The sequence below is a fragment of the Acinetobacter sp. YH12117 genome, from assembly GCF_013418865.1.
GTDB lineage: Bacteria > Pseudomonadota > Gammaproteobacteria > Pseudomonadales > Moraxellaceae > Acinetobacter > Acinetobacter indicus.
The window spans coordinates 166,315-185,675 of sequence record NZ_VPBF01000001.1 but is presented as its reverse complement, the minus strand read 5'-3'; the positions used below and the strand labels follow the sequence as shown (position 1 = coordinate 185,675).

Here is a 19,361-nt window from a genome sequence, read left to right as displayed (position 1 = left end):
GCAGCAAGGGGAATATGATGCGTTTAGCATTCATCGGGGGAATGGCCTGGGCGCTGCTGGCGGGTTCGGCCTATGCGCAGGAAAGTTATTCAAAACAGTATATTCAATGTAGCAATCATGCTTATGGGCAAACATCGGTCTTGCAAAAATGTGTCAATAAAGAACTGAAACAGCAGCAAAAACGCTTAAAGAAAAGCTATAAGTCTTACTATCGGGCCAGTGGGGCACATCAGGCCAATATTACCCAGCAACATGCGCTGTGGGAGCAGCGTTTAAAGCAGCAATGCTATCGGGGCATGAACGGTGATGTTGCCAAATTGCAGCAATCGCGTTGTACGCTGGCACAGGTGATTGATCAGGCCAATTATTATCAGAGCAAATTTATTGCCCGTTAATCCTGTACTTACCATTTCAGGGCTTTATTCCAAATCTGGCTAAGGCCGTAAAAGTTGAGATCAATTTATCAGATTGAAATCCGGCTTTTACGCACAGAGACATTATAAAAGCGCACAAAACAAGGTATCATAAGGCGTTTTAAAAAATTGACTCTGGAGAGACCTTAGGTGGATCGACCGACTATTAGCCCTGAACATTTGCAGGAAGCCGCTGAAACATTAGTCACCATTCGTGATTTTATCCGTTTTGGTGTAACAGCATTACGTCAATATGATGCACATCTAGGTCAAGGTACAGAAGATTATTTTGCTGAAAGTTCCGCGTTGGTATTACAAACCCTGTCGCTGGACTGGAATGCCGATGCAGAAATTCTGGATGCCAAATTACTGCCGAGCGAAAAGCAGGAATTTTTAAGTCTGCTGGAGCGTCGTATTAATGAACGCACGCCAACCTCTTATCTGCTCAATCTGGCCTATTTCTATGGCAAGCCGTTTTATGTCGATGAGCGTGTACTGATTCCACGTTCGCCAATTGCTGAACTTATCGAAAACCGTTTTGCGCCATATTGTCTGGATGAAAATGGCCAGATGGGTGAAGCCAATAATAACTTGCCAGCCAACCCAAATCCGCAAATGCCACGTCGTATTCTGGATATGTGTACCGGTTCAGGCTGTATCGCAATTGCATTGGCTTATGCTTTCCCGGATGCAGAAGTGGATGCGACCGATATTTCTAAAGATGCTTTAGAAGTTGCGGCCATTAACACCGAACATCACAACATGCAGTATCAGGTGGCGCTGCTTGAGTCGGATTTGTTCTCTAAAATTCCAGCAGAAAATCAGTATGATCTGATTGTATCGAATCCACCATATGTCGATGCCGAAGACATGGCCGACCTGCCAGATGAATTCCGTCATGAGCCAGAGCTGGCGTTGGCTGCCGGTCAGGATGGTCTGGACTTGGTGCGTAAAATGCTGGCCCAAGCCGCAGACTATTTAACCGAAGATGGTCTGATTGTGATTGAAGTCGGTAACTCTGAATGGGCCATGAAACAGAACTTTAATACCGTCGATTTCCACTGGCTACAATTCCAGAAAGGTGGTTCAGGCATTTTTGCCCTAACCGCAGCACAGTGCCGTCAATACCGCGATTTATTCATTCAATCTGTTAATTCATAAAGGAGTCGTTGCACATGGCAGGTAATAGTATTGGACAACTCTTCCGTGTCACGACTTGTGGTGAATCGCATGGTGTAGGCCTGATGGCCATTGTTGATGGTGTACCGCCGGGCCTGGAACTGACTGAAGCCGATTTACAGCACGATTTGGACCGCCGTAAGCCGGGGACTTCCAAATTTGCAACCCAGCGTAAAGAGCCGGATCAGGTTGAAATTATTTCTGGGGTATTTGAAGGTAAAACCACCGGTACCCCAATTGGCTTGCTGATTCGCAATACCGACCAGAAATCCAAGGATTATGGCAACATTGCCCAGACTTTCCGTCCGGGTCATGCCGACTATACTTATACGCAAAAGTACGGTTTCCGTGATTATCGTGGTGGTGGTCGTTCCAGTGCCCGTGAAACTGCGATGCGTGTAGCTGCCGGTGCGATTGCCAAAAAATATCTGGCAGAAAAATTCGGGATTCTGATTCGTGGTCATGTGACCCAAATTGGTACAGAAAAAGCGGAAAAGCTGGACTGGAATGAAGTGCCGAATAACCCGTTTTTCTGTGGCGATGCCGATGCTGTGCCACGTTTTGAAGCGTTGGTGACTTCATTACGTGAACAAGGCACCAGCTGTGGCGCCAAACTGGAAATTCTGGCCGAAAAAGTGCCTGTGGGCTGGGGCGAGCCGGTATTTGACCGTTTAGATGCCGATATTGCCCATGCCATGATGTCGATTAACGCGGTTAAAGGCGTAGAAATTGGCGATGGTTTTGCCGTGGCGGAACAGTTCGGTCATGAAACCCGTGATGAACTGACCACACAAGGCTTCCTGGCCAATCATGCTGGCGGTATTTTGGGTGGTATTTCCAGTGGTCAAACCATTCGTGTGGCGATTGCGCTTAAACCAACGGCGTCTATTACCACACCGGGTAAAACCATTACCATTGACCGTGAAGATACCGATGTACTGACCAAAGGCCGTCACGATCCATGTGTGGGTGTGCGTGCTGCACCAATTGCGGAAGCGATGCTGGCGATTGTGCTGATGGATCATTTCTTACGTCACCGTGCACAAAATGCCGATGTGGTGGCGCCATTTGCACCGATTGAGCCTTAATTATCCCAGATTAAAGAAGCCGGACTGAATGTCCGGCTTTTTTTATGGCGATAGGTTGTATCAGTTTGAAATTTCCTAAGAAAATACCACGATCAATGAGATAAATACAGAAGTTGATTGAGCTTGAATCTAAATATTGGTTGCTTTATCACCACCTTAAATTAAGCATCCATATAGACATCAATTCAGATATAAATAAAAAGCGGGGTTGGATAAAAATAGATTTTAATTTTTAAAAGAGATCGGGCTGATCTTTTTTAAAGGATGTGGGAAATCATCTTGTGATGAAATTGTGCTGATCCCATTTTGTATCAGAATGGATCTCCCAGAAATTAAAAAGCTCCCCGAAGGGAGCTTGTTTCATCAAGAAAAGAACCAGGTGTAATAGCCCCAGATCATTAATGGCCAGGCCACAAATGGACTAAACAGCCATTTCCACAGCCAGAAACGTGGGACAAAACCAACACCATGGATAAATCCGCCGGAAATGCCAATCATTATATACATCATGGCACTGTGGCTGTAATTGCCATCGGCATCCAACATGGCAGCTGGATGAAGTAATAACACGGCTGCCAATGGAAAGGCCAATAAGCAAGAAATGACCATCGCAAGTTTATTCGGTTTTTTTTCGATTACTGGAGTTTCCATTACAACCTCTGTCATGACTTATTCCTCATCCAGGTCTTGATGATGCTCGATATAGAGCGCACTCAGTACACCTGCAAAACAGGCCATCAAAATACCGAGAATCCAAGCAAAATACCACATAATCTTTACTCCTTTAGCGCATAGCCTTAGTACAGGCTATGCGAATTCTCTTTGATGTGTTTGTTGGTAATCACGCCCCACATCTTGTAGTAACACCAGGTGGTGTACAGCAAAATGATTGGCACAAAAATACAGGCTGCAACAGTCATTACCGTTAAAGTATTTTGACTAGATACCGCATCCCACATGGTCAAGCTAGATACAGGATCTATGCTCGATGGCATCAGGAATGGGAACAGGGCAAAACCTGCAGTCAGAATCGCACCTGTTACTGCCAGTGCAGAACCAGTGAAGCTTAAACCTGCTTTACCTTTAGAGGCTGCCAGAATCACAATGATACCGCCAAGAATACCCATAATTGGTGCAATCATGGTGATCGGGTAAGCCGAGTAGTTGTTCATCCAGCCCGGGTTGGCATTGGTCATCACTTCTTTGGCTAACGGGTTTGCAACGCTACCGGTGTCATATGGTGTAACCAGGGTATAACCTTGGATGCCACCAAAGTATAACCATGCACCTGCCAGCAGGAAGCAGACCAGGAACACGATACCGCTGATTTTGGTGGCTTTGGCAGAACGCTCGCGTAAAGCACCATCGGTACGTAACATTAACCATGCACCACCATGCGCACACAGCATGGCCAGACTCACGATACCGCAGACCAAAGCAAACGGGTTAAGCAGGGCAAAGAAGCTGCCGGTGTAGTTGGATCGTACAGTCTCATCCAGTTCAAAAGGTACACCTAAGAACATGTTACCGAACGCTACGCCAAATACCAGCGCAGGTACTGCACCACCGATACATAGACCCCAGTCCCAGGCAGTACGCCATTTAGTGTTTTCCAGCTTGGAGCGGTAGTCAAAGCCGACCGGACGCAGGAATAGCGCAAACAGGACTAAAAGCAGCGCCCAGTACATGCCCGAGAAGGCAGTTGCATACACCATTGGCCATGCAGCAAATAGTGCACCACCAGCAGTAATGAACCAGACCTGGTTACCGTCCCAGTGTGGGGCAATCGTGTTGATTGCCGCACGACGTTCTTCATCATTTTTTCCAACGAATGGCATGATCGCCATAGAGCCCATATCGAAACCATCGGTGAGGGCGAAACCGATGAGCAGTACGCCCACCAGTACCCACCAGATGATTTTGAGTAATTCATATTCGATCATGCTTGAGTCTCCTCAGATGCTTTTTTGGCAGCTTCCAATTTTTCGAAATGGTATTTGCCGGTATGTAACGAGCTTGGACCAAGACGAGAGAATTTAATCATCAGGTACATTTCAATGATCAGCAGTACGGTATAGAACGATGCTAATGCAATGATTGAACCCCATACATCGCCAGTACTTAAGCTAGATGCAGAGAGATATGTTGGTAGAACTTCACCAATAGTCCAAGGTTGACGACCTACTTCAGCCACATACCAGCCAGTTTGTGCAGCAATCCATGGCAATGGTAGGGCAATCAGGGCGAATTTTAATAACCAAGGTTTGTTTTCTGCATTACGTTTTGCTACAGCCAGTGTTGCCAGAACGAACAGGAGTAGCATTAAGAAGCCAGAAGCCACCATGGCACGGAAGGCCCAGAACAAGCTTGGAACGTGTGGAATAGTGTCTGCTGCAGCAAGTTTGATTTGCTCATCAGTCGCATCTACCACGTTAGGTGTATATTTTTTCAGTAACAGGCCATAACCTAGGTCTTTTTGAGATTCATCAAATGCCGCTTTGAGTTCTGGTGAGCTGTCACCTGCACGCAGTTGTTCAAGTTGCTGATAAGCCACCATACCGTTACGGATACGCACTTCATGCTGGGCAATCAGGTCTTTGATCCCGGTCACTTCTTCAGTGGTTGAACGTGTGGCAATCAGACCCATCACATACGGAATTTTAATCGCGTAATCGGTAGTCTGGGTTTCCTGATTTGGAATACCAAACAGGGTAAATGCAGCCGGTGCGGGGTGAGTTTCCCATTCTGCTTCAATCGCAGCCAGTTTGGTTTTTTGGACATCGCCCAGTTCATAACCAGACTCATCACCTAGTAAGATTACAGACAGGGTAGATGCCAGACCGAAGATAGCCGCAATCGCGAAAGAACGACGCGCAAATGGCAGGTCACGTTTTTTCAGCAGGTAGTAGCTCGAAATCGCCAGAACGAAAATCGCACCTGTAACATAACCGGCAGAAACGGTATGGACGAATTTAACCTGTGCCACCGGGTTGAAAATTAGCGCACCGAAATCAATCATTTCCATACGCATGGTTTCATAGTTAAACGCAGAGCCGACCGGGTTTTGCATCCAGCCGTTAGCCACCAGAATCCACAGTGCCGACATGTTTGAGCCCAAGGCCACCAGCCAGGTTACACACAAGTGCTGTACCTTGGACAGACGATCCCAGCCGAAGAAGAACAGACCAATAAAGGTCGATTCAAGGAAGAAAGCCATCAAGCCTTCAATGGCCAGCGGAGCACCAAAAATATCACCCACGTAGTGCGAGTAATACGCCCAGTTTGTACCGAACTGGAACTCCATGGTCAGGCCGGTAGTTACCCCTAAAGCAAAGTTAATACCGAACAGTTTTCCCCAGAATTTGGTCATGTCCTTATAAATTTCTTTGCCGGAAATCACATAGGTGGTTTCCATAATGGCCAGAATAAAAGCAAGACCAAGTGTCAGTGGAACAAAAATAAAATGATACATCGCGGTCATTGCGAACTGGAACCGCGAGAGATCGACCACGCTTTCAGAAATCATCAACGTGTCTCCTTGATTTGGGAAGGATTGCTGGCAATACGCTCAGCAACTTGAGAGTCAAAATTTTCAGGAATGGTAGGGGCATCGAACCAGATATTTTTAATCGCCATTAAAATAACAACCTTAATTATTAAAATGGCTGCTATTTCTCGGGTTACGCGACGGTTCAAATCTTTCGGGACTAAGCTCATAGAAACAAGCCTGTTTTTTAAACTGTGTCTTATATTATTAAACAAAATAATACAAAAAATAAATAGTCTGCACAGTTAAAATAAAAATATATTGTTTATGTATTAAAATACAGTAGCTTATAAAAAGTTTTTTTAATTTTTAATCAAAAATATTCCGGTTAAAAACCTGACTAAAACGCTTGTATTTATAATAATGATTATTCTGACTAAAATGGTGTGAATTAAAATTTAATTCTGACTAAAATAGTTATATTTAAAAATTTTGACGATTTTATTAAAAATTCCAGCTTTTAATTTTTAACTTTTATTCAATAATCGGGTGTTAAAAAATGGCTGTAAGGGTTGAGGTGTAAGCATTTGCACAGAAAACAGTCAAGCACCAAAATGAAGCAATTTGTAGCAAATATGCACAATGAAGTACGATAAAAGTGCAGTAAGCAGCAACACGGAAAATTTTTTAGTCTTCAACGTGGAGGGCAGAGTGAACAACTACAACGAACAACCATAGAGATAGTCATAATGCACAGAACAGCTGATCTTGAGGCCAAGAGAAAGTGAATCGAGCAGCTTAAACGGAAAGAACGAATGTACACGGCAAGGAAGAAGGGAAAGCTGCGAGATACACGGCGTTGTAGCTTTATCTTGGACAAAGTAAGGATGGAATTGCTGCTGAAAGAGGAGCGAGCTTAAATCAGCTGCTACTTTCGCCATAGAACAGATTGTTCGAGGCGGAAATTTTCTTGGCAATGTAATAGGATTTTTTTTGCCGGATTAAAATCACTTGCGCCTGAAATTCTAGTTCACCAAATTCCGGCTCGACCTGCACGTAATGCAGCTGGCCGTATTCATCACGAACCCGGGCCTGAGCCGAAAAACCGGGACGGGCATTGCCACTGGAAATGGTGGCCAGTCGGCCCAGCAAATTGACATGCTGAATGGTTTTTTGTGGTTTAATCACCTGATCCAGACAGTGAATCATAAACACGGTAAAAAACAGGGCAATGATAAGCGCTGGTAAAATCAGATAATACGATGGAACAAAACTTTGCTGCTGTGAATAGAGCGCAAACTGCAGGAAATAGCCTGCAACACTAAAATTCAGGAGCAGAAACACGAAAATCAGCAGTTTGGAGAATTTAACATTGAGTAAGGGCGAGTCTAGCAGCCGCTGCGGAAACAGCTGCTTGAATATCGCGCTGGGCTTGAGATTAAAATAATGCCCCACAATTTCCGCCAGGCTGAGCAAGACAAGTGCAATCAGACTTAAATGAAAAGGAATTAAGTCGATGTCTAATACAAACTCAAGCATGGCGTAACCTGCAGATGGGGCTTAAAATTATTCTGTTAAGTAAATTCCGCCATCAGAATGCACGGTAATCTTTACTTTTTCAAGTGCTTGACCTTGGCATGGGCCAGAAATACATTCCCCGGTTTCAACCACAAACAGCGCACCGTGGGTCGAACATTCAATAAATTCCTGATCCCGGTCTAAAAACTGGTTTTCCAGAAATTCAAGCTCAACCTGCAAATGCGGGCACAGGTTCTGATAGGCATAGAACATGCCATCACGTTGGGTAATAAAAATGGTATCGCCATCTGGAAGCTCGAACGAGCGTGCTTCACGTTCAGGGATATCTTCGGTCATGCAGATTTTATGCATTAGGCACATTCCTTGTTATAGCTCTGAAGAAGGGTTGCGTACTGTTCAACCTCTAGACGTGGACCAAATTGTGACACCACTTCACTGGAAATTAAAATGGCCAGCTCGGCAGCGGCTTTAAAGCCAAGGTTGGCATTTAAGGCATACAGGAACGCACCGGCAAAAGCATCACCCGCACCATTGGCATCAATGGCATGTACCTGACGGCCTGCAACGCTAAAGGTATGTTGACCATCAAAAATCATTGCGCCTTGTGCACTCATTGTAATGACAACGTATTTGCTTTTTTGTTTTAGCTGTTCCAAAGCGGCCTCAGCCGTGTCGGTACCGGTATACATCATGGCTTCCTGCTGGTTACAGAACAGCAGGTCCACGCCATCATCGAGTAATTCATCCAAACCTTGACGTGCATATTGCACCATCGCCGGGTCAGATAAGGTTAAGGCAATTTGGGTCTGGTGAGCTTTGGCAATTTCACGTGCCTGTTTTACCGCCTGACGGGCGCTGTCCGAAGTCGATAAATAACCTTCGATATACAGCCATTTCGCGGTTTTTAAGGGTTCAAAGTCAATTTGTGCATCGGTGAGTTCTGCAGTAATACCCAAATAGGTATGCATGGTGCGCTCAGAATCCGGGCTGACTAATACCATACAGGTTCCGGTTACGCCTTCACTGACCGATTTTGCGGTGGTGCGAATGCCCGCATCATTCAGGCCGTTCAGGTAAATTTCACCCAAGTTATCATTGCCCACGCGGCAGGCATAAAAGGCAGAACCGCCCAATGCGCTAAAGGCAACTGTTGTATTTGCAGCCGAACCGCCTGAAGCTTGACCTTTATAGCTTTGCGTTTGCTGTAAGTTGTTGTATAAATTTGCTTGGGTTTCGCCATCGGTCAGCTGCATGGTGCCTTTTTGCAAATTTTGTTGAGTAAGGAAGTCATCAGAGACTTGAAATTCCTGGTCAATGAGTGCATTACCAATTGCAAAGAGGTCAACAGTTGCCATGTCGTTCAATCACATCAAAAAATAAATGCTAAGTTTACACCAATGCTCAGGATTGCTGTAGATTTGTGAATAAAATTCATTTTTTAGACGGTTTTATTCATTGAGGAAAGTTAGTAAAGCAGATCAGGATAGTGAAATGAATATCGAGATAAAAGAAGCGCAAGGATTACCAGAGCAAATTGTCGAGCTTGAAAAACAGGCATCGAAAGAGGGTTTTGCTTTTGTACAGCGTTTAATTGATGAGTATCAGAGTGCCAAGAATCGTTTCGATCAGCCTGGGGAGTTTTTACTTTTTGCTTATGATCAGGACAAGCTGATTGCCTGTGGCGGCCTGAACCAGCAGTGGAATGATCAGGAAGTGGAACAGGGAATTGGCCGGGTGCGCCGTTTCTATGTATTGCCTGAATATCGTAAACATGGCGTGGGCAAGCTGTTATTGCAATACTTAGAGAAAAAGGCACGTCCTCATTTTTCGGCCCTATGTCTGGATACCGAAACCAAATCTGCGGCGCATTTTTACCAGAAGCAGAATTATGTCTATGTCGAAAACCATCCCAATTATAATTATTTTAAATATTTGGTTTAAACGGCAGCATGAGCTTCGGACTGGGGTTTGAAAATTGCCAGGGTTGCAAATTTCTATAATTTTAGTCGGGATTTAAGCGTGAATTATATCAAGAACTAAAGCTATAATGGCTTTAGTTTTTTTATTTTGATGATTAGGAGATCGCATGACTGTAGATGTCACTGAAACCATTTCTCAAACCGTTCATCCTGCGTTTCAGTTGGTACGTCAACACCATGTTGAAGCCTTAGACATTTTAGTGTCTGAATATAAGCATCGGGTTACCGGTGCGGTGCATTATCATTTGGCCACCAATCATGATGAAAATGTATTTCTGGTGGCATTTCGTACCCAGCCCATGGATTCCAAGGGCGAAGCGCATATTCTGGAACATACTGCACTGTGTGGCTCTGAAAAATTCCCGGTACGCGACCCGTTTTTCCTGATGATTCGCCGTTCATTAAACACCTTTATGAACGCCTTTACCGCAGCCGACTGGACGGCCTATCCATTTGCCACCCAAAACCAGAAAGATTTCCAGAACCTGCTGGAGGTGTATCTGGATGCAGCCTTTGCAGCCAACCTGAATCCACTGGATTTTGCCCAGGAAGGGATTCGTATCGAGCTGGAAAATGGTGAGCCTGTATATAAAGGCGTGGTCTTTAATGAAATGAAAGGCGCGATGAGTTCGCCTTCAGATCAGCTGTATCACCAGTTGGCACATCATTTGTTCCCGGAAACCACCTACCATTACAATTCCGGTGGTGACCCGAAAGATATTCCAGACTTAACTTACCAAGAGTTAGTGGATTTCTATAAATCCCATTATCACCCAAGTAATGCGGTATTTATGACTTTTGGTAATCAGTCAGCGTATGACTTGCAAGAACAGTTCCAGAGCTTGGCTTTAGCCAAGTTTGAACAAGGCGAAACCCTGTATTCAAAACCTGAGCGCCGTTTGGCTGCGCCAGTGACCGTAACTGAAAGCTATGCGGTCGATGCTGAAGATTTAAAAGACAAAACTTACCATGTTCTAAGCTGGTTATTGCCAGAAGCCAGTGATATTAAACTGCGTTTGGGCATGCGTCTGGTCGAAGGTGTGTTACTGGAAAACTCGGCTTCACCACTGCGTCATTATTTAGAAACCTGTGGTTATGCGCAATCAACCGGGCCATTTATGGGCGTGGATGATTCCAACTTTGAAATGACTTTCTTCTGTGCCATTCAAGGTTCTAATCCTGAGCATGCAGCAACCTTTAAAGAGGGCGTCTTCAAGGTACTGCAAGAAGTGGCGTCTAAACCGGTCGACAGCGATACCGTCAATGCCATTTTACACCAGATCGAGCTGCATCAGCGTGAAATTAACGGCGATGGTATGCCATACGGTTTAAGCCTGATTCTAAACGGCTTGAGCAGCGCGATTCACCATAGTGATCCGGTGCATGTCTGGGATGTTGACAGTGCCATTGAACAGGTTAAAGAAGAACTGAAAGATCCAATGTGGCTGTCTCAGTTGATTCAGCAGCACTTGATTGGTAATCCGCATCGCGTCCAAATGACCCTGGTCCCAGATGCCAGCAAATCAGCCAAAGATGCCGAAGCTGAAAAAGCCCGTCTGGCTGAAATTGGTGCGCAGCTGACCGAAGCACAAAAAGCAGAAATTATCGCCCAGACCGAAGCGCTAAAAGTGCGTCAGGATACCCCGGATGATTTAAACCTGCTGCCAAAAGTCGGCCTCGAAGATGTGCCGGCAGAATTGCAAATTGTACAAGGGCAGCTACGTGAGATTATCTGCAACCGCATTGATACACCATTAAACCTGTATCATGCCGGTACCAACGGTATTTATTACCAGCAGGTCTTGGTGCGTATTCCCGATGAGATCGTGAAATCGCCTTATTTTAATCTGCTGTCGATTTTAATGGGTGAAGTCGGTGCCGGTGAATATGATTATCTGGAACTGCAACAGCTGCAAACTGCAGTGAGTGGCGGTCTGGGTATGGGGGCATCCTTACGCTCTAAGGTCGATGACAAAAACCGGATTAGTGCCTGGCTGACCTTAACCACCAAATCACTGGTGAATAATTTTGATGCCATCCGCCTGCTAAAAATTGCCTTTGAGCAACTGCGTTTTGATGAAAAAGACCGGATTATCGAGCTATTACAGCAACGTAAAACGCGCTGGCAGTCCCGGGTATCGGGTGCAGGACATAGCTATGCCATGCAGGCCGCTTCACGTAACCACAGTGCTTTAGCGCTGCGTGACTATCACAATACTGGTCTGGGTGCATTGAACTGGTTAAGCGAGCTGGTCAGCAAAATTGAACAGGATGATGCTGCTTTTGATGCGCTGATGGATGAGCTTAAGCTGATTCACAGTATGTTGCTGCAAGCGCCAAAACAGTTCCTGCTGGTCTGTGAAGAGCCACAATCAGACCGTTTGATTGAAGAAATCCAGACCGTGTGGGACAAGCTGGCAATTGAACCGCACGAGGCAGCTTTAACTCAAGTGCCTGTTGAAAATAACAATGCAGATGAAGCCTGGCTGATTCAGGCCAATGTACAGTTCTGTGCGGCAGCGTATCCTGCGGTGGAAGTATCGCATCCAGATGCAGCACCATTGATGGTCTTGGCGGCGTATTTGCGCAATGGCTTCCTGCACAGTGCCATCCGTGAAAAAGGCGGCGCCTATGGTGGCGGTGCCAGCTATGATGGCAATGCCTGCTCGTTCCGTTTCTATAGCTACCGTGACCCGCGTCTGGCTGAAACCTTTAAGGATTTTGACGCCAGTGTGGACTGGTTGCTGAATACCGAGCAGTTACCGCATCAGCTGGAAGAAGCCATTCTAGGTTTGATTGCCAGCATGGATAAACCAGGCTCTCCAGCCGGTGAAGCAATTACCGCATGTTATGCCTTATTGCATGCGCGCACCCCGGCCTTTAGAACCAAACTGCGTGAGCGTTTACTGGCGGTTACTTTAGATGATCTGAAACGTGTGGCCGACGTTTATTTACGTCAGCAAACCCCGGTGAAATCGGTGGTGGCACCGGTGGCGAAACGTGAAGCGCTGCAGGAGCTGGGTTTCCAGATCAAACAAGTCAATTAAAAAAACAATAGAGGAAGTTCTATGGCGTTCAATCCTGTTGAGCGCACAAGCTGGTCGCTGAGTGTTACTGCACTCAGCGCTTTGTTTGTGACACATGTACAGGCGCTGGAAGCAACGGTGGTCACCATTCCGCCGACACCGGAGGCCTGTGTGGCGCTGGAGTCCAATGCCGAGCGTTTAGCCTGTTATGATGCTTTATTCAAGTTGCCGGAAGCGGAAAAGGCAGATCTGGTTTCCGAGCGTCAGGCAGCGCAGCAATTGGCCCCTCCACCAGAAACCGTTAAAGAAAAAATTGTAGCCGGGGTGAACAACCTGTTTTCACTGGAAGGCTCACATATTGATCCGAACGTGTCGTTGCTGGATAAGCGCTGGGAACTGGCACCTGAAAGCAAGCTGGGCACCTGGAATATTCGGGCCTATCAACCGGTGTATCTGATGCCGGGCTTCTGGACCTCCGATAAAAACGAACGTCCATCCAGTCCCAATGAAAACAATACCGTTACTGAAGCGCAGCAGCAGAACCTGACATCAACCGAGGCCAAATTCCAGTTGTCACTAAAAACCAAAGCGGTTGAAAACCTGCTGGGCGATAATGGCGATCTCTGGCTCGGTTATACCCAGTCCTCACGCTGGCAGGTTTATAATGGTGAAGAATCACGCCCATTTCGTGAAACCAATTATGAACCTGAAGCCAGTTTAATGTTCAGAACCAATTATGAGATTCTGGGCTTGAATGGGCGCTTGTTAGGCCTGACCTTGAACCATCAGTCCAATGGCCGTTCCGATCCGCTGTCACGTAGCTGGAACCGGGTCATTTTGAATCTGGGCTTTGAAAAGAACAATTTCGCGCTGATGTTGCGTCCGTGGTATCGCATTGAAGAAGACCGCAGTGATGACAACAACCCGGACATTAAAAACTATATTGGCCGTGGCGATATGCTGGCATTCTACCGCTGGAAAGATCATGATTTCTCGCTGATGTTACGGCATAGCCTAAAAGGCGGTGATGATGCGCATGGCGCCGCCCAGTTTGACTGGGTATTCCCGATTAGCGGCAAATTAAGAGGGCATTTCCAGCTGTTTGATGGCTATGGAGAAAGCCTGATTGATTATAACCACCGCGCGACCTATGTCGGGCTAGGTGTATCGTTAATGAACTGGTTCTAAATTCATGCACCAGCAAAAAGCCACTGTGAACAGTGGCTTTTTTATTTTCAGTTGATAACGGAACTCGCGCATCAACCAATCTGAATATCGGTGGTGGGATGTTGCAGGCGGCTGCGTTTTGGGGTAGCAATTAAATAGGCCAGGGTCAGTGGGCCTAAACGGCCGGCAAACATCAGCAGCATTAAGGCCACCAGACTTAATGGTTGTAATTCCCCGGTAATCCCGCGAGATAAACCTACGGTACAGGCCGCAGAAACCGCCTCAAACAGCAAGTCCATAAACTCATGTTCAGGTTCCAGCAGCAACAGGCTGAAAATCCCGGCAAAGACTAAAAATGCAGTAATTGACACCACAGCCAAGGCTTTAAAGGTGGTTTTTTCTGGCACTGAATAATGAAACACCCGCACTTCATCGGCGCGTCTTAAAAAGCTGATCACGCTTAATACCACAATAATAAAGGTGCCGACTTTAATGCCACCGGCGGTACTTAAAGAGCCTCCGCCAATAAACATTAGGAACATGGTCAGTAAATTGGAAGCATCACTCATGCTGGCAATATCCAGACTGTTAAAGCCGGAAGAACGGGGTACGGTAGCATGGAACCAGGCATTCCAGGCCTGATCGGTCAGGCTCATGGCGGCCAGCGTCGCAGGGTTACTGGCTTCGAGTAACCAGATGGTGATAAAGGCAAACAGGTTTAAACCCAGAATGGTGGAGAGGATCAGCTTGCTGTTGGCGCTGAGTTTATGCCAGCGCCGGGTTTTTTTAATGTCCATCAGCACCACAAAGCCCACACCGCCAATAATGTAAAGCATGCTGATGGTAAAGGTAATCAGGTACTGGTCGGCAAAGCTCATTAAACTGTTGGGAAATAATGAAAATCCGCCATTATTGAAAGCCGAGACACTGTAAAAGGCGGCATAGAAAAAGGCTTCCAGAAAATCATAATCCTGCAGCCAGGCCAAGGTCAGAATAAAGGTGCCGATGCCTTCAAAAAACAGCGAATAGAGTAATACGCCTTTGATGGTAAAGCCTACCGTCGCCAGACTGGTCTGACCGATGGTTTCCTGGGCCATCATCTGCTGTTTTAAGCCAATTTTCGGTGACAGGCTCATGGCGGCCAGAATTGCGAAAGTCATAAAGCCCAGCCCGCCACATTGCAGCAACAGCATAATCACAATCTGGCCAAATACGGTATAGGCCTCGCCGACATTGACCACCGACAAGCCGGTAATGGTCACCGCAGAGGTGGCAGTAAATAAAGCCTGTAACCAGCTCAGGTCCCCCTCATGGGCAAAGGGCAGTTTAAGCAATAGAGTGCCGATCACAATAAAGCTTAAAAATCCCAGTGCGAGCAGACTCGGCGGGCTTAAATTGACCGTGGTTGCTGTGCTGGGCTTCGCCGTATTTTTATAGGCAGTCTTATTCTTCGTCATGTGGTTCATGGCTATTTAAAATGCTTGGATAAGCGTTTCAGCTGTTCAACCTGGCCTTCAAGCACCAGAATATCGCCTTGCTGCATAATTAACTGCGGATCGAGGCTGAACTGAATCTCGCTGCCGCGTTTATGCAGCAGGGTTTTCACTTCTGGCGCATGACCGATAAACTCATGATAGCGCGTACCGTTTAAGGCTTCAGTGACTTCCACTTTGACAATAAAGTGGTCATCTTCCAGCGCCATATAGCGGCTGACCATCGGATAACTCAGTGACTGGGCAATGCGGACACCCATATCTTCTTCCGGATGAATAATTTTGCTGACCTGCAGATGGGTCAGAATCATGTGGTGGGCTTTGGACTTGGCTTTGACATAAATTTTTTCCAGCCCCATATTTTTCAGATGCAGCACACATAAAATACTGGCTTCAATATCTTCACCAATGGCCACCACCACCGCATCACAGTTCTGGATATTCAGCTCTTGTAGCACGTGTTCGTCGGTGGCATCGGCAATCACGGCATGGGTAATTTCCTCGGCAATATTTTCCACATACTTTTTATTAATATCGATGCCAATCACATCATGTTTCAGGCTGACCAGTTGCGTGGCAACGGTGGCACCAAAACTGCCTAAGCCAATGACTGCAAATTGCGCCATAGTGTGTTCCTAATTACATTTTTATGGTTAGCGTGAATATAAATTTATTTTAAAGATCAGGTGGATATTTACATCATTTTTCTTAGGGTGTTTGTGTAAACCAATAAAAAACCGCCAGCAAATGGCGGTTTTTTAAACTGGATTTTATTTCAGGAAGCGCTGATAACCTAAGTTATTGCTAATTTCCGCATATGGATAGCTAATGCTTTCCAGGGTTTCAATCAGCCCGTCCGGGTTCTGTTTGGCATCGCTGGCTTCCAGACCAACCAGCACACGGCCTTCGGCGGCGCCGTGGTTACGGTAATGGAACAGGGTGATGTTATGGGTCGGGCCTAAACGCTCCAGGAAGGTCAGCAGGGCGCCTGGACGCTCCGGAAATTCCACCCGGAACAGACGTTCATTTTCAATATCGGCATGACCGCCAATTAAATAGCGGATGTGCAGCTTAGCCACTTCATCATCAGACAGATCATCAACATCATATTGCACTTTCAAGGCCTCAAAGATGTCATGACGTTCTTTTTCACCGCCTTTTAAGCTAATGCCGACAAAGACCTGTGCGGCCGATGCATCACTGGCACGATAGTTAAACTCGGTAATATTACGGCCTTGCAGGGCGCGGCAGAAGTTCAGGAAGGAACCTTTCTGCTCTGGAATGGTGACTGCAAAAATCGCTTCTTTGCGTTCGCCCAGTTCAGTACGCTCGGCGATATAACGCAGGCGGTCAAAGTTCATGTTCGCGCCGCAAACAATCGACACGATATTTTTACCAATCAGCTCATGCTGCTCGACATATTTTTTGATGCCGGCCAGCGCCATAGCACCTGATGGTTCTACAATGCTGCGGTTTTCATCAAAAGTATCTTTAATTGCAGCGCAGATTTCATCGGTATTCACCAGCACCACATCCGGTTCGACAATCGGGCCAGAGTTATCTGATTTTTGCAGACGAATCACATCAAAGGGTTTTTCACCAATCTGTGCCACGGCGGTCCCATCGGCAAATAGACCGACCGAAGGCAGAACAATACGTTCACCAGCTTCTAAGGCTGCTTTCAGACAGGCCGATTCATCATATTCCACTGGAATGACTTTGACGTGCGGAGCGACATCACCCAAGTACGCTGCTACACCGGCAATCAGGCCACCGCCACCTACGGCAACAAAGACATAATCGACATCGCGCCATTGGCGTAAAATTTCATTGGCGATGGTGCCTTGGCCGGCCATGACCAGTTCATCATCATAAGGTGGAATGAAGGTCATGCCATCATCCTGGGCACGCTGAATGGCATATTTGTTGGCTACATCAAACGAATCGCCGTGTAGTACTACTTCGCCACCTAAACGTTTTACCGCCTGTACTTTAATATCTGGCGTGGTTTTAGGCATCACGATAATGGCACGAATCCCCAGTTTTTTTCCTGAAAGAGCCACGCCTTGAGCATGGTTGCCGGCTGAAGCTGTGATCACGCCACGTTCTAACTGCGCTTTAGGTAGTTGGCTAATACGGTTATAGGCACCGCGTAGTTTGAAAGAAAAGACCGGTTGTAAATCTTCCCGCTTGAAGCGGATGTTGTTATTCAGTCGTTCACTAATTCGTGGCGCTGCTTCGAGTGGGGTTTCGATTGCAACATCGTAGACTGTTGCTTGTAAAATTTGTCGAACCAAACGAGACAGCATGTTAATCTTCCATCTAACAGTTTAAAATAGGGGTTTATTGTAACAAACCCCTGTACATTTGGGCTGTAAAATCAGCATCAAATGTCAAAAAATAGTTGAGCGAAGTCATGAGTCTGTATGCAACCCAAGATGAGAAGAAACAAGCTGCGGCAAAAGCAGCCTTAAAACATTTGCCTAAAGGCGGGATTCTGGGTGTAGGCACAGGCAGTACCGTCAATTTCCTCATCGATTTATTGCCAGAATTGCAACTGGAAGCGGCTGTGGCCAGTTCTGAAGCAACGGCAGAGCGCCTGAAAAAGCTGGGCATTGAGGTCGTGGATATGAACAGCGTGAGCGGTTTAGATGCCTATGTCGATGGTGCAGATGAAATTGACCGTCATATGCACATGATTAAAGGTGGCGGTGCGGCGTTAACCCGTGAAAAAATTGTCGCGTCGATTGCGAAAAAATTTGTTTGTATCGTTGATGATTCAAAATGGGTTGAACAGTTGGGCCGTGAATTCCCGCTACCGGTTGAAGTAATTCCAATGGCGCGTTCTGCTGTGGCACGCAAGCTGGTCGCACTTGGGGGTGATCCGGCGTACCGTGAAGGTGTGGTAACCGATAACGGCAATGTGATTTTAGATGTTTATAACCTGAATATCTTAAATGCACTGGAACTGGAAAAAACCATCAATGATATTCCAGGTGTGGTGTGTAATGGTATTTTTGCTTTAAACAAAGCTGATATTGCCATTGTTGCAACCAATAACGGTATTGAAGAGCGTACTGCAATTTAAACTTAACACCTTTAAGAGTTAATCTCCCCAAACCCCTCTTTAAAAAAGAGGGGGCTTTTCTCCTCTTTTATTAAGGGAGGCTCGGGGAGGACTCTCTAAAAAGAACAATAATGACATTATCTGACCTTCCTGAAATTCAAATCACCCGCAACGTCCGTGCGACACGACTGCGTTTACGTGTCGCTGGTCAGCAGATTAAAGTTACGGCGCCTGTTTTTTGTAGCAATCGCCAAATCCAGAAATTTATTGCCGATGCCGAAGGCTGGCTGTTAAAAACCTGGCAAGCGCAACAGGCCCAGTTGCAACAGATTGATCAGAGCCTGCCTGCTGAATTACAACTGTTTAATCTCAATACGCCTATTCAGATTGGTTATCAGAGCCAGAAACAGAATTTTATCTGGGATGAATCTGCTTTACAGCTGTGGATTAGTGATCGGCATCCTGAAGCTTATTTAAAAACTTTTATGATTGCTTATGCTAAGCAGCATTTGCCGCTGTATTTAAAACAGTTGAGTCTGGATACTGGGCTGAACTTTAACGGCTGTAATATCCGCCAGCCGAAAACCCGTTGGGGCAGTTGCTCGGCCCGCCACGATATTATGCTGAATAGTGCGCTGGTATTAATGCCAGAAGCGATTTGTCGTTATGTCTGTGTGCATGAGTTGGCGCATACCCGCCATTTTGATCATAGCCCGCGCTTTTGGGCAGAGGTGGCGCGGCATGATCCTGAGTTTCAGCAGCATCGACAATTTTTAAAACGCTTTCAGTTGCCGTATTGGTGGTTGGGGTGAGGGTGCCGGGTCATCCTTGTTGAACTCACCCATTCCTCGTTCATTTTTCTGAAAAATCAGTACTCTGATCGATCCAATAGGCACATAAGACAAAAAACCATCAATACCGAG

General features: G+C 46.2%; 19 protein-coding genes. 8 read left to right on the top strand and 11 right to left on the bottom strand.

Annotated elements, in window-relative coordinates; translation table 11 throughout:
• The first annotated feature begins 17 nt into the window (after positions 1-17).
• The 3 genes from FTU55_RS00920 to aroC all read left to right on the top strand — a co-directional run bounded on the left by FTU55_RS00920 (position 18) and on the right by aroC (position 2,680).
• The gene (locus FTU55_RS00920) at positions 18-395 is read left to right on the top strand and encodes a lysozyme inhibitor LprI family protein (RefSeq protein WP_257223312.1); all 378 of its coding nucleotides are present in this window, start codon (positions 18-20) and stop codon (positions 393-395) included.
• A gap of 168 nt (positions 396-563) precedes the next feature.
• On the top strand, positions 564-1,574 hold the full coding sequence (gene prmB, locus FTU55_RS00915) for a 50S ribosomal protein L3 N(5)-glutamine methyltransferase (protein WP_045795711.1): 1,011 nt from the start codon (positions 564-566) through the stop codon (positions 1,572-1,574).
• Positions 1,575-1,588: 14 nt separating this feature from the next.
• On the top strand, positions 1,589-2,680 hold the full coding sequence (gene aroC / locus FTU55_RS00910) for a chorismate synthase (protein WP_016658184.1): 1,092 nt from the start codon (positions 1,589-1,591) through the stop codon (positions 2,678-2,680).
• 363 nt (positions 2,681-3,043) lie between these two features.
• Here aroC and FTU55_RS00905 read toward each other — a convergent pair whose 3' ends face one another.
• The 8 genes from FTU55_RS00905 to FTU55_RS00870 form a co-directional block, all read right to left on the bottom strand.
• On the bottom strand, positions 3,044-3,346 hold the full coding sequence (locus FTU55_RS00905; RefSeq protein WP_005177656.1) for a cyd operon YbgE family protein: 303 nt from the start codon (positions 3,344-3,346) through the stop codon (positions 3,044-3,046).
• 3 nt (positions 3,347-3,349) lie between these two features.
• The gene (gene cydX, locus FTU55_RS00900; RefSeq protein WP_002120988.1) at positions 3,350-3,451 is read right to left on the bottom strand and encodes a cytochrome bd-I oxidase subunit CydX; all 102 of its coding nucleotides are present in this window, start codon (positions 3,449-3,451) and stop codon (positions 3,350-3,352) included.
• Positions 3,452-3,477: 26 nt separating this feature from the next.
• Positions 3,478-4,623 (bottom strand): cytochrome d ubiquinol oxidase subunit II, encoded by a 1,146-nt coding sequence (cydB, locus tag FTU55_RS00895; protein WP_160241340.1) that lies wholly within the window; start codon positions 4,621-4,623, stop codon positions 3,478-3,480.
• Positions 4,620-6,206: a cytochrome ubiquinol oxidase subunit I gene (locus FTU55_RS00890; protein WP_127799519.1), complete on the bottom strand. Its 1,587-nt coding sequence runs from the start codon at positions 6,204-6,206 to the stop codon at positions 4,620-4,622. Before FTU55_RS00890 ends, cydB begins: the two co-directional genes overlap by 4 nt.
• Entirely contained in the window at positions 6,206-6,397 is a 192-nt protein-coding gene (cydP, locus tag FTU55_RS00885; protein ID WP_005177663.1) for a cytochrome oxidase putative small subunit CydP, read from the bottom strand. The genes FTU55_RS00890 and cydP overlap by 1 nt, the downstream gene beginning before the upstream one ends.
• Before the next feature lie 691 nt (positions 6,398-7,088).
• Positions 7,089-7,706, bottom strand: coding sequence for an OB-fold-containig protein (locus FTU55_RS00880; protein WP_104489428.1), 618 nt, complete (start codon positions 7,704-7,706; stop codon positions 7,089-7,091).
• A gap of 27 nt (positions 7,707-7,733) precedes the next feature.
• Positions 7,734-8,042 carry a Rieske (2Fe-2S) protein gene (locus FTU55_RS00875; protein ID WP_180045899.1) on the bottom strand — a complete coding sequence of 103 codons (309 nt, stop codon included), beginning with the start codon at positions 8,040-8,042 and terminating at the stop codon, positions 7,734-7,736.
• A 14-nt stretch (positions 8,043-8,056) separates the two neighbouring features.
• Entirely contained in the window at positions 8,057-9,061 is a 1,005-nt protein-coding gene (locus FTU55_RS00870) for an adenosine kinase (protein ID WP_160243235.1), read from the bottom strand.
• A gap of 136 nt (positions 9,062-9,197) precedes the next feature.
• Here FTU55_RS00870 and FTU55_RS00865 point away from each other — a divergent pair, with 136 nt between their 5' ends.
• The 3 genes from FTU55_RS00865 to FTU55_RS00855 all read left to right on the top strand — a co-directional run bounded on the left by FTU55_RS00865 (position 9,198) and on the right by FTU55_RS00855 (position 13,899).
• Positions 9,198-9,647 carry a GNAT family N-acetyltransferase gene (locus FTU55_RS00865; protein WP_005177673.1) on the top strand — a complete coding sequence of 150 codons (450 nt, stop codon included), beginning with the start codon at positions 9,198-9,200 and terminating at the stop codon, positions 9,645-9,647.
• A 145-nt stretch (positions 9,648-9,792) separates the two neighbouring features.
• Positions 9,793-12,732: an insulinase family protein gene (locus FTU55_RS00860; protein WP_180045868.1), complete on the top strand. Its 2,940-nt coding sequence runs from the start codon at positions 9,793-9,795 to the stop codon at positions 12,730-12,732.
• Positions 12,733-12,753: 21 nt separating this feature from the next.
• Positions 12,754-13,899: a phospholipase A gene (locus FTU55_RS00855; RefSeq protein ID WP_005177679.1), complete on the top strand. Its 1,146-nt coding sequence runs from the start codon at positions 12,754-12,756 to the stop codon at positions 13,897-13,899.
• 71 nt (positions 13,900-13,970) lie between these two features.
• On the opposite strand, the gene FTU55_RS00850 is transcribed toward FTU55_RS00855, so the two are convergent.
• The 3 genes from FTU55_RS00850 to ilvA all read right to left on the bottom strand — a co-directional run bounded on the left by FTU55_RS00850 (position 13,971) and on the right by ilvA (position 17,680).
• Entirely contained in the window at positions 13,971-15,335 is a 1,365-nt protein-coding gene (locus FTU55_RS00850) for a TrkH family potassium uptake protein (RefSeq protein WP_104489433.1), read from the bottom strand.
• 11 nt (positions 15,336-15,346) lie between these two features.
• On the bottom strand, positions 15,347-15,997 hold the full coding sequence (locus tag FTU55_RS00845; RefSeq protein WP_005177682.1) for a TrkA family potassium uptake protein: 651 nt from the start codon (positions 15,995-15,997) through the stop codon (positions 15,347-15,349).
• 144 nt (positions 15,998-16,141) lie between these two features.
• The gene (gene ilvA, locus FTU55_RS00840) at positions 16,142-17,680 is read right to left on the bottom strand and encodes a threonine ammonia-lyase, biosynthetic (RefSeq protein WP_005177685.1); all 1,539 of its coding nucleotides are present in this window, start codon (positions 17,678-17,680) and stop codon (positions 16,142-16,144) included.
• A gap of 107 nt (positions 17,681-17,787) precedes the next feature.
• Between ilvA and rpiA the strand changes: the two genes are divergently transcribed.
• A complete protein-coding gene (rpiA, locus tag FTU55_RS00835) occupies positions 17,788-18,459 on the top strand; it encodes a ribose-5-phosphate isomerase RpiA (RefSeq protein WP_168405381.1) in 672 nt (223 codons plus the stop codon).
• A 110-nt stretch (positions 18,460-18,569) separates the two neighbouring features.
• Entirely contained in the window at positions 18,570-19,250 is a 681-nt protein-coding gene (locus FTU55_RS00830; protein WP_104513283.1) for a M48 family metallopeptidase, read from the top strand.
• Positions 19,251-19,361: the final 111 nt, after the last annotated feature.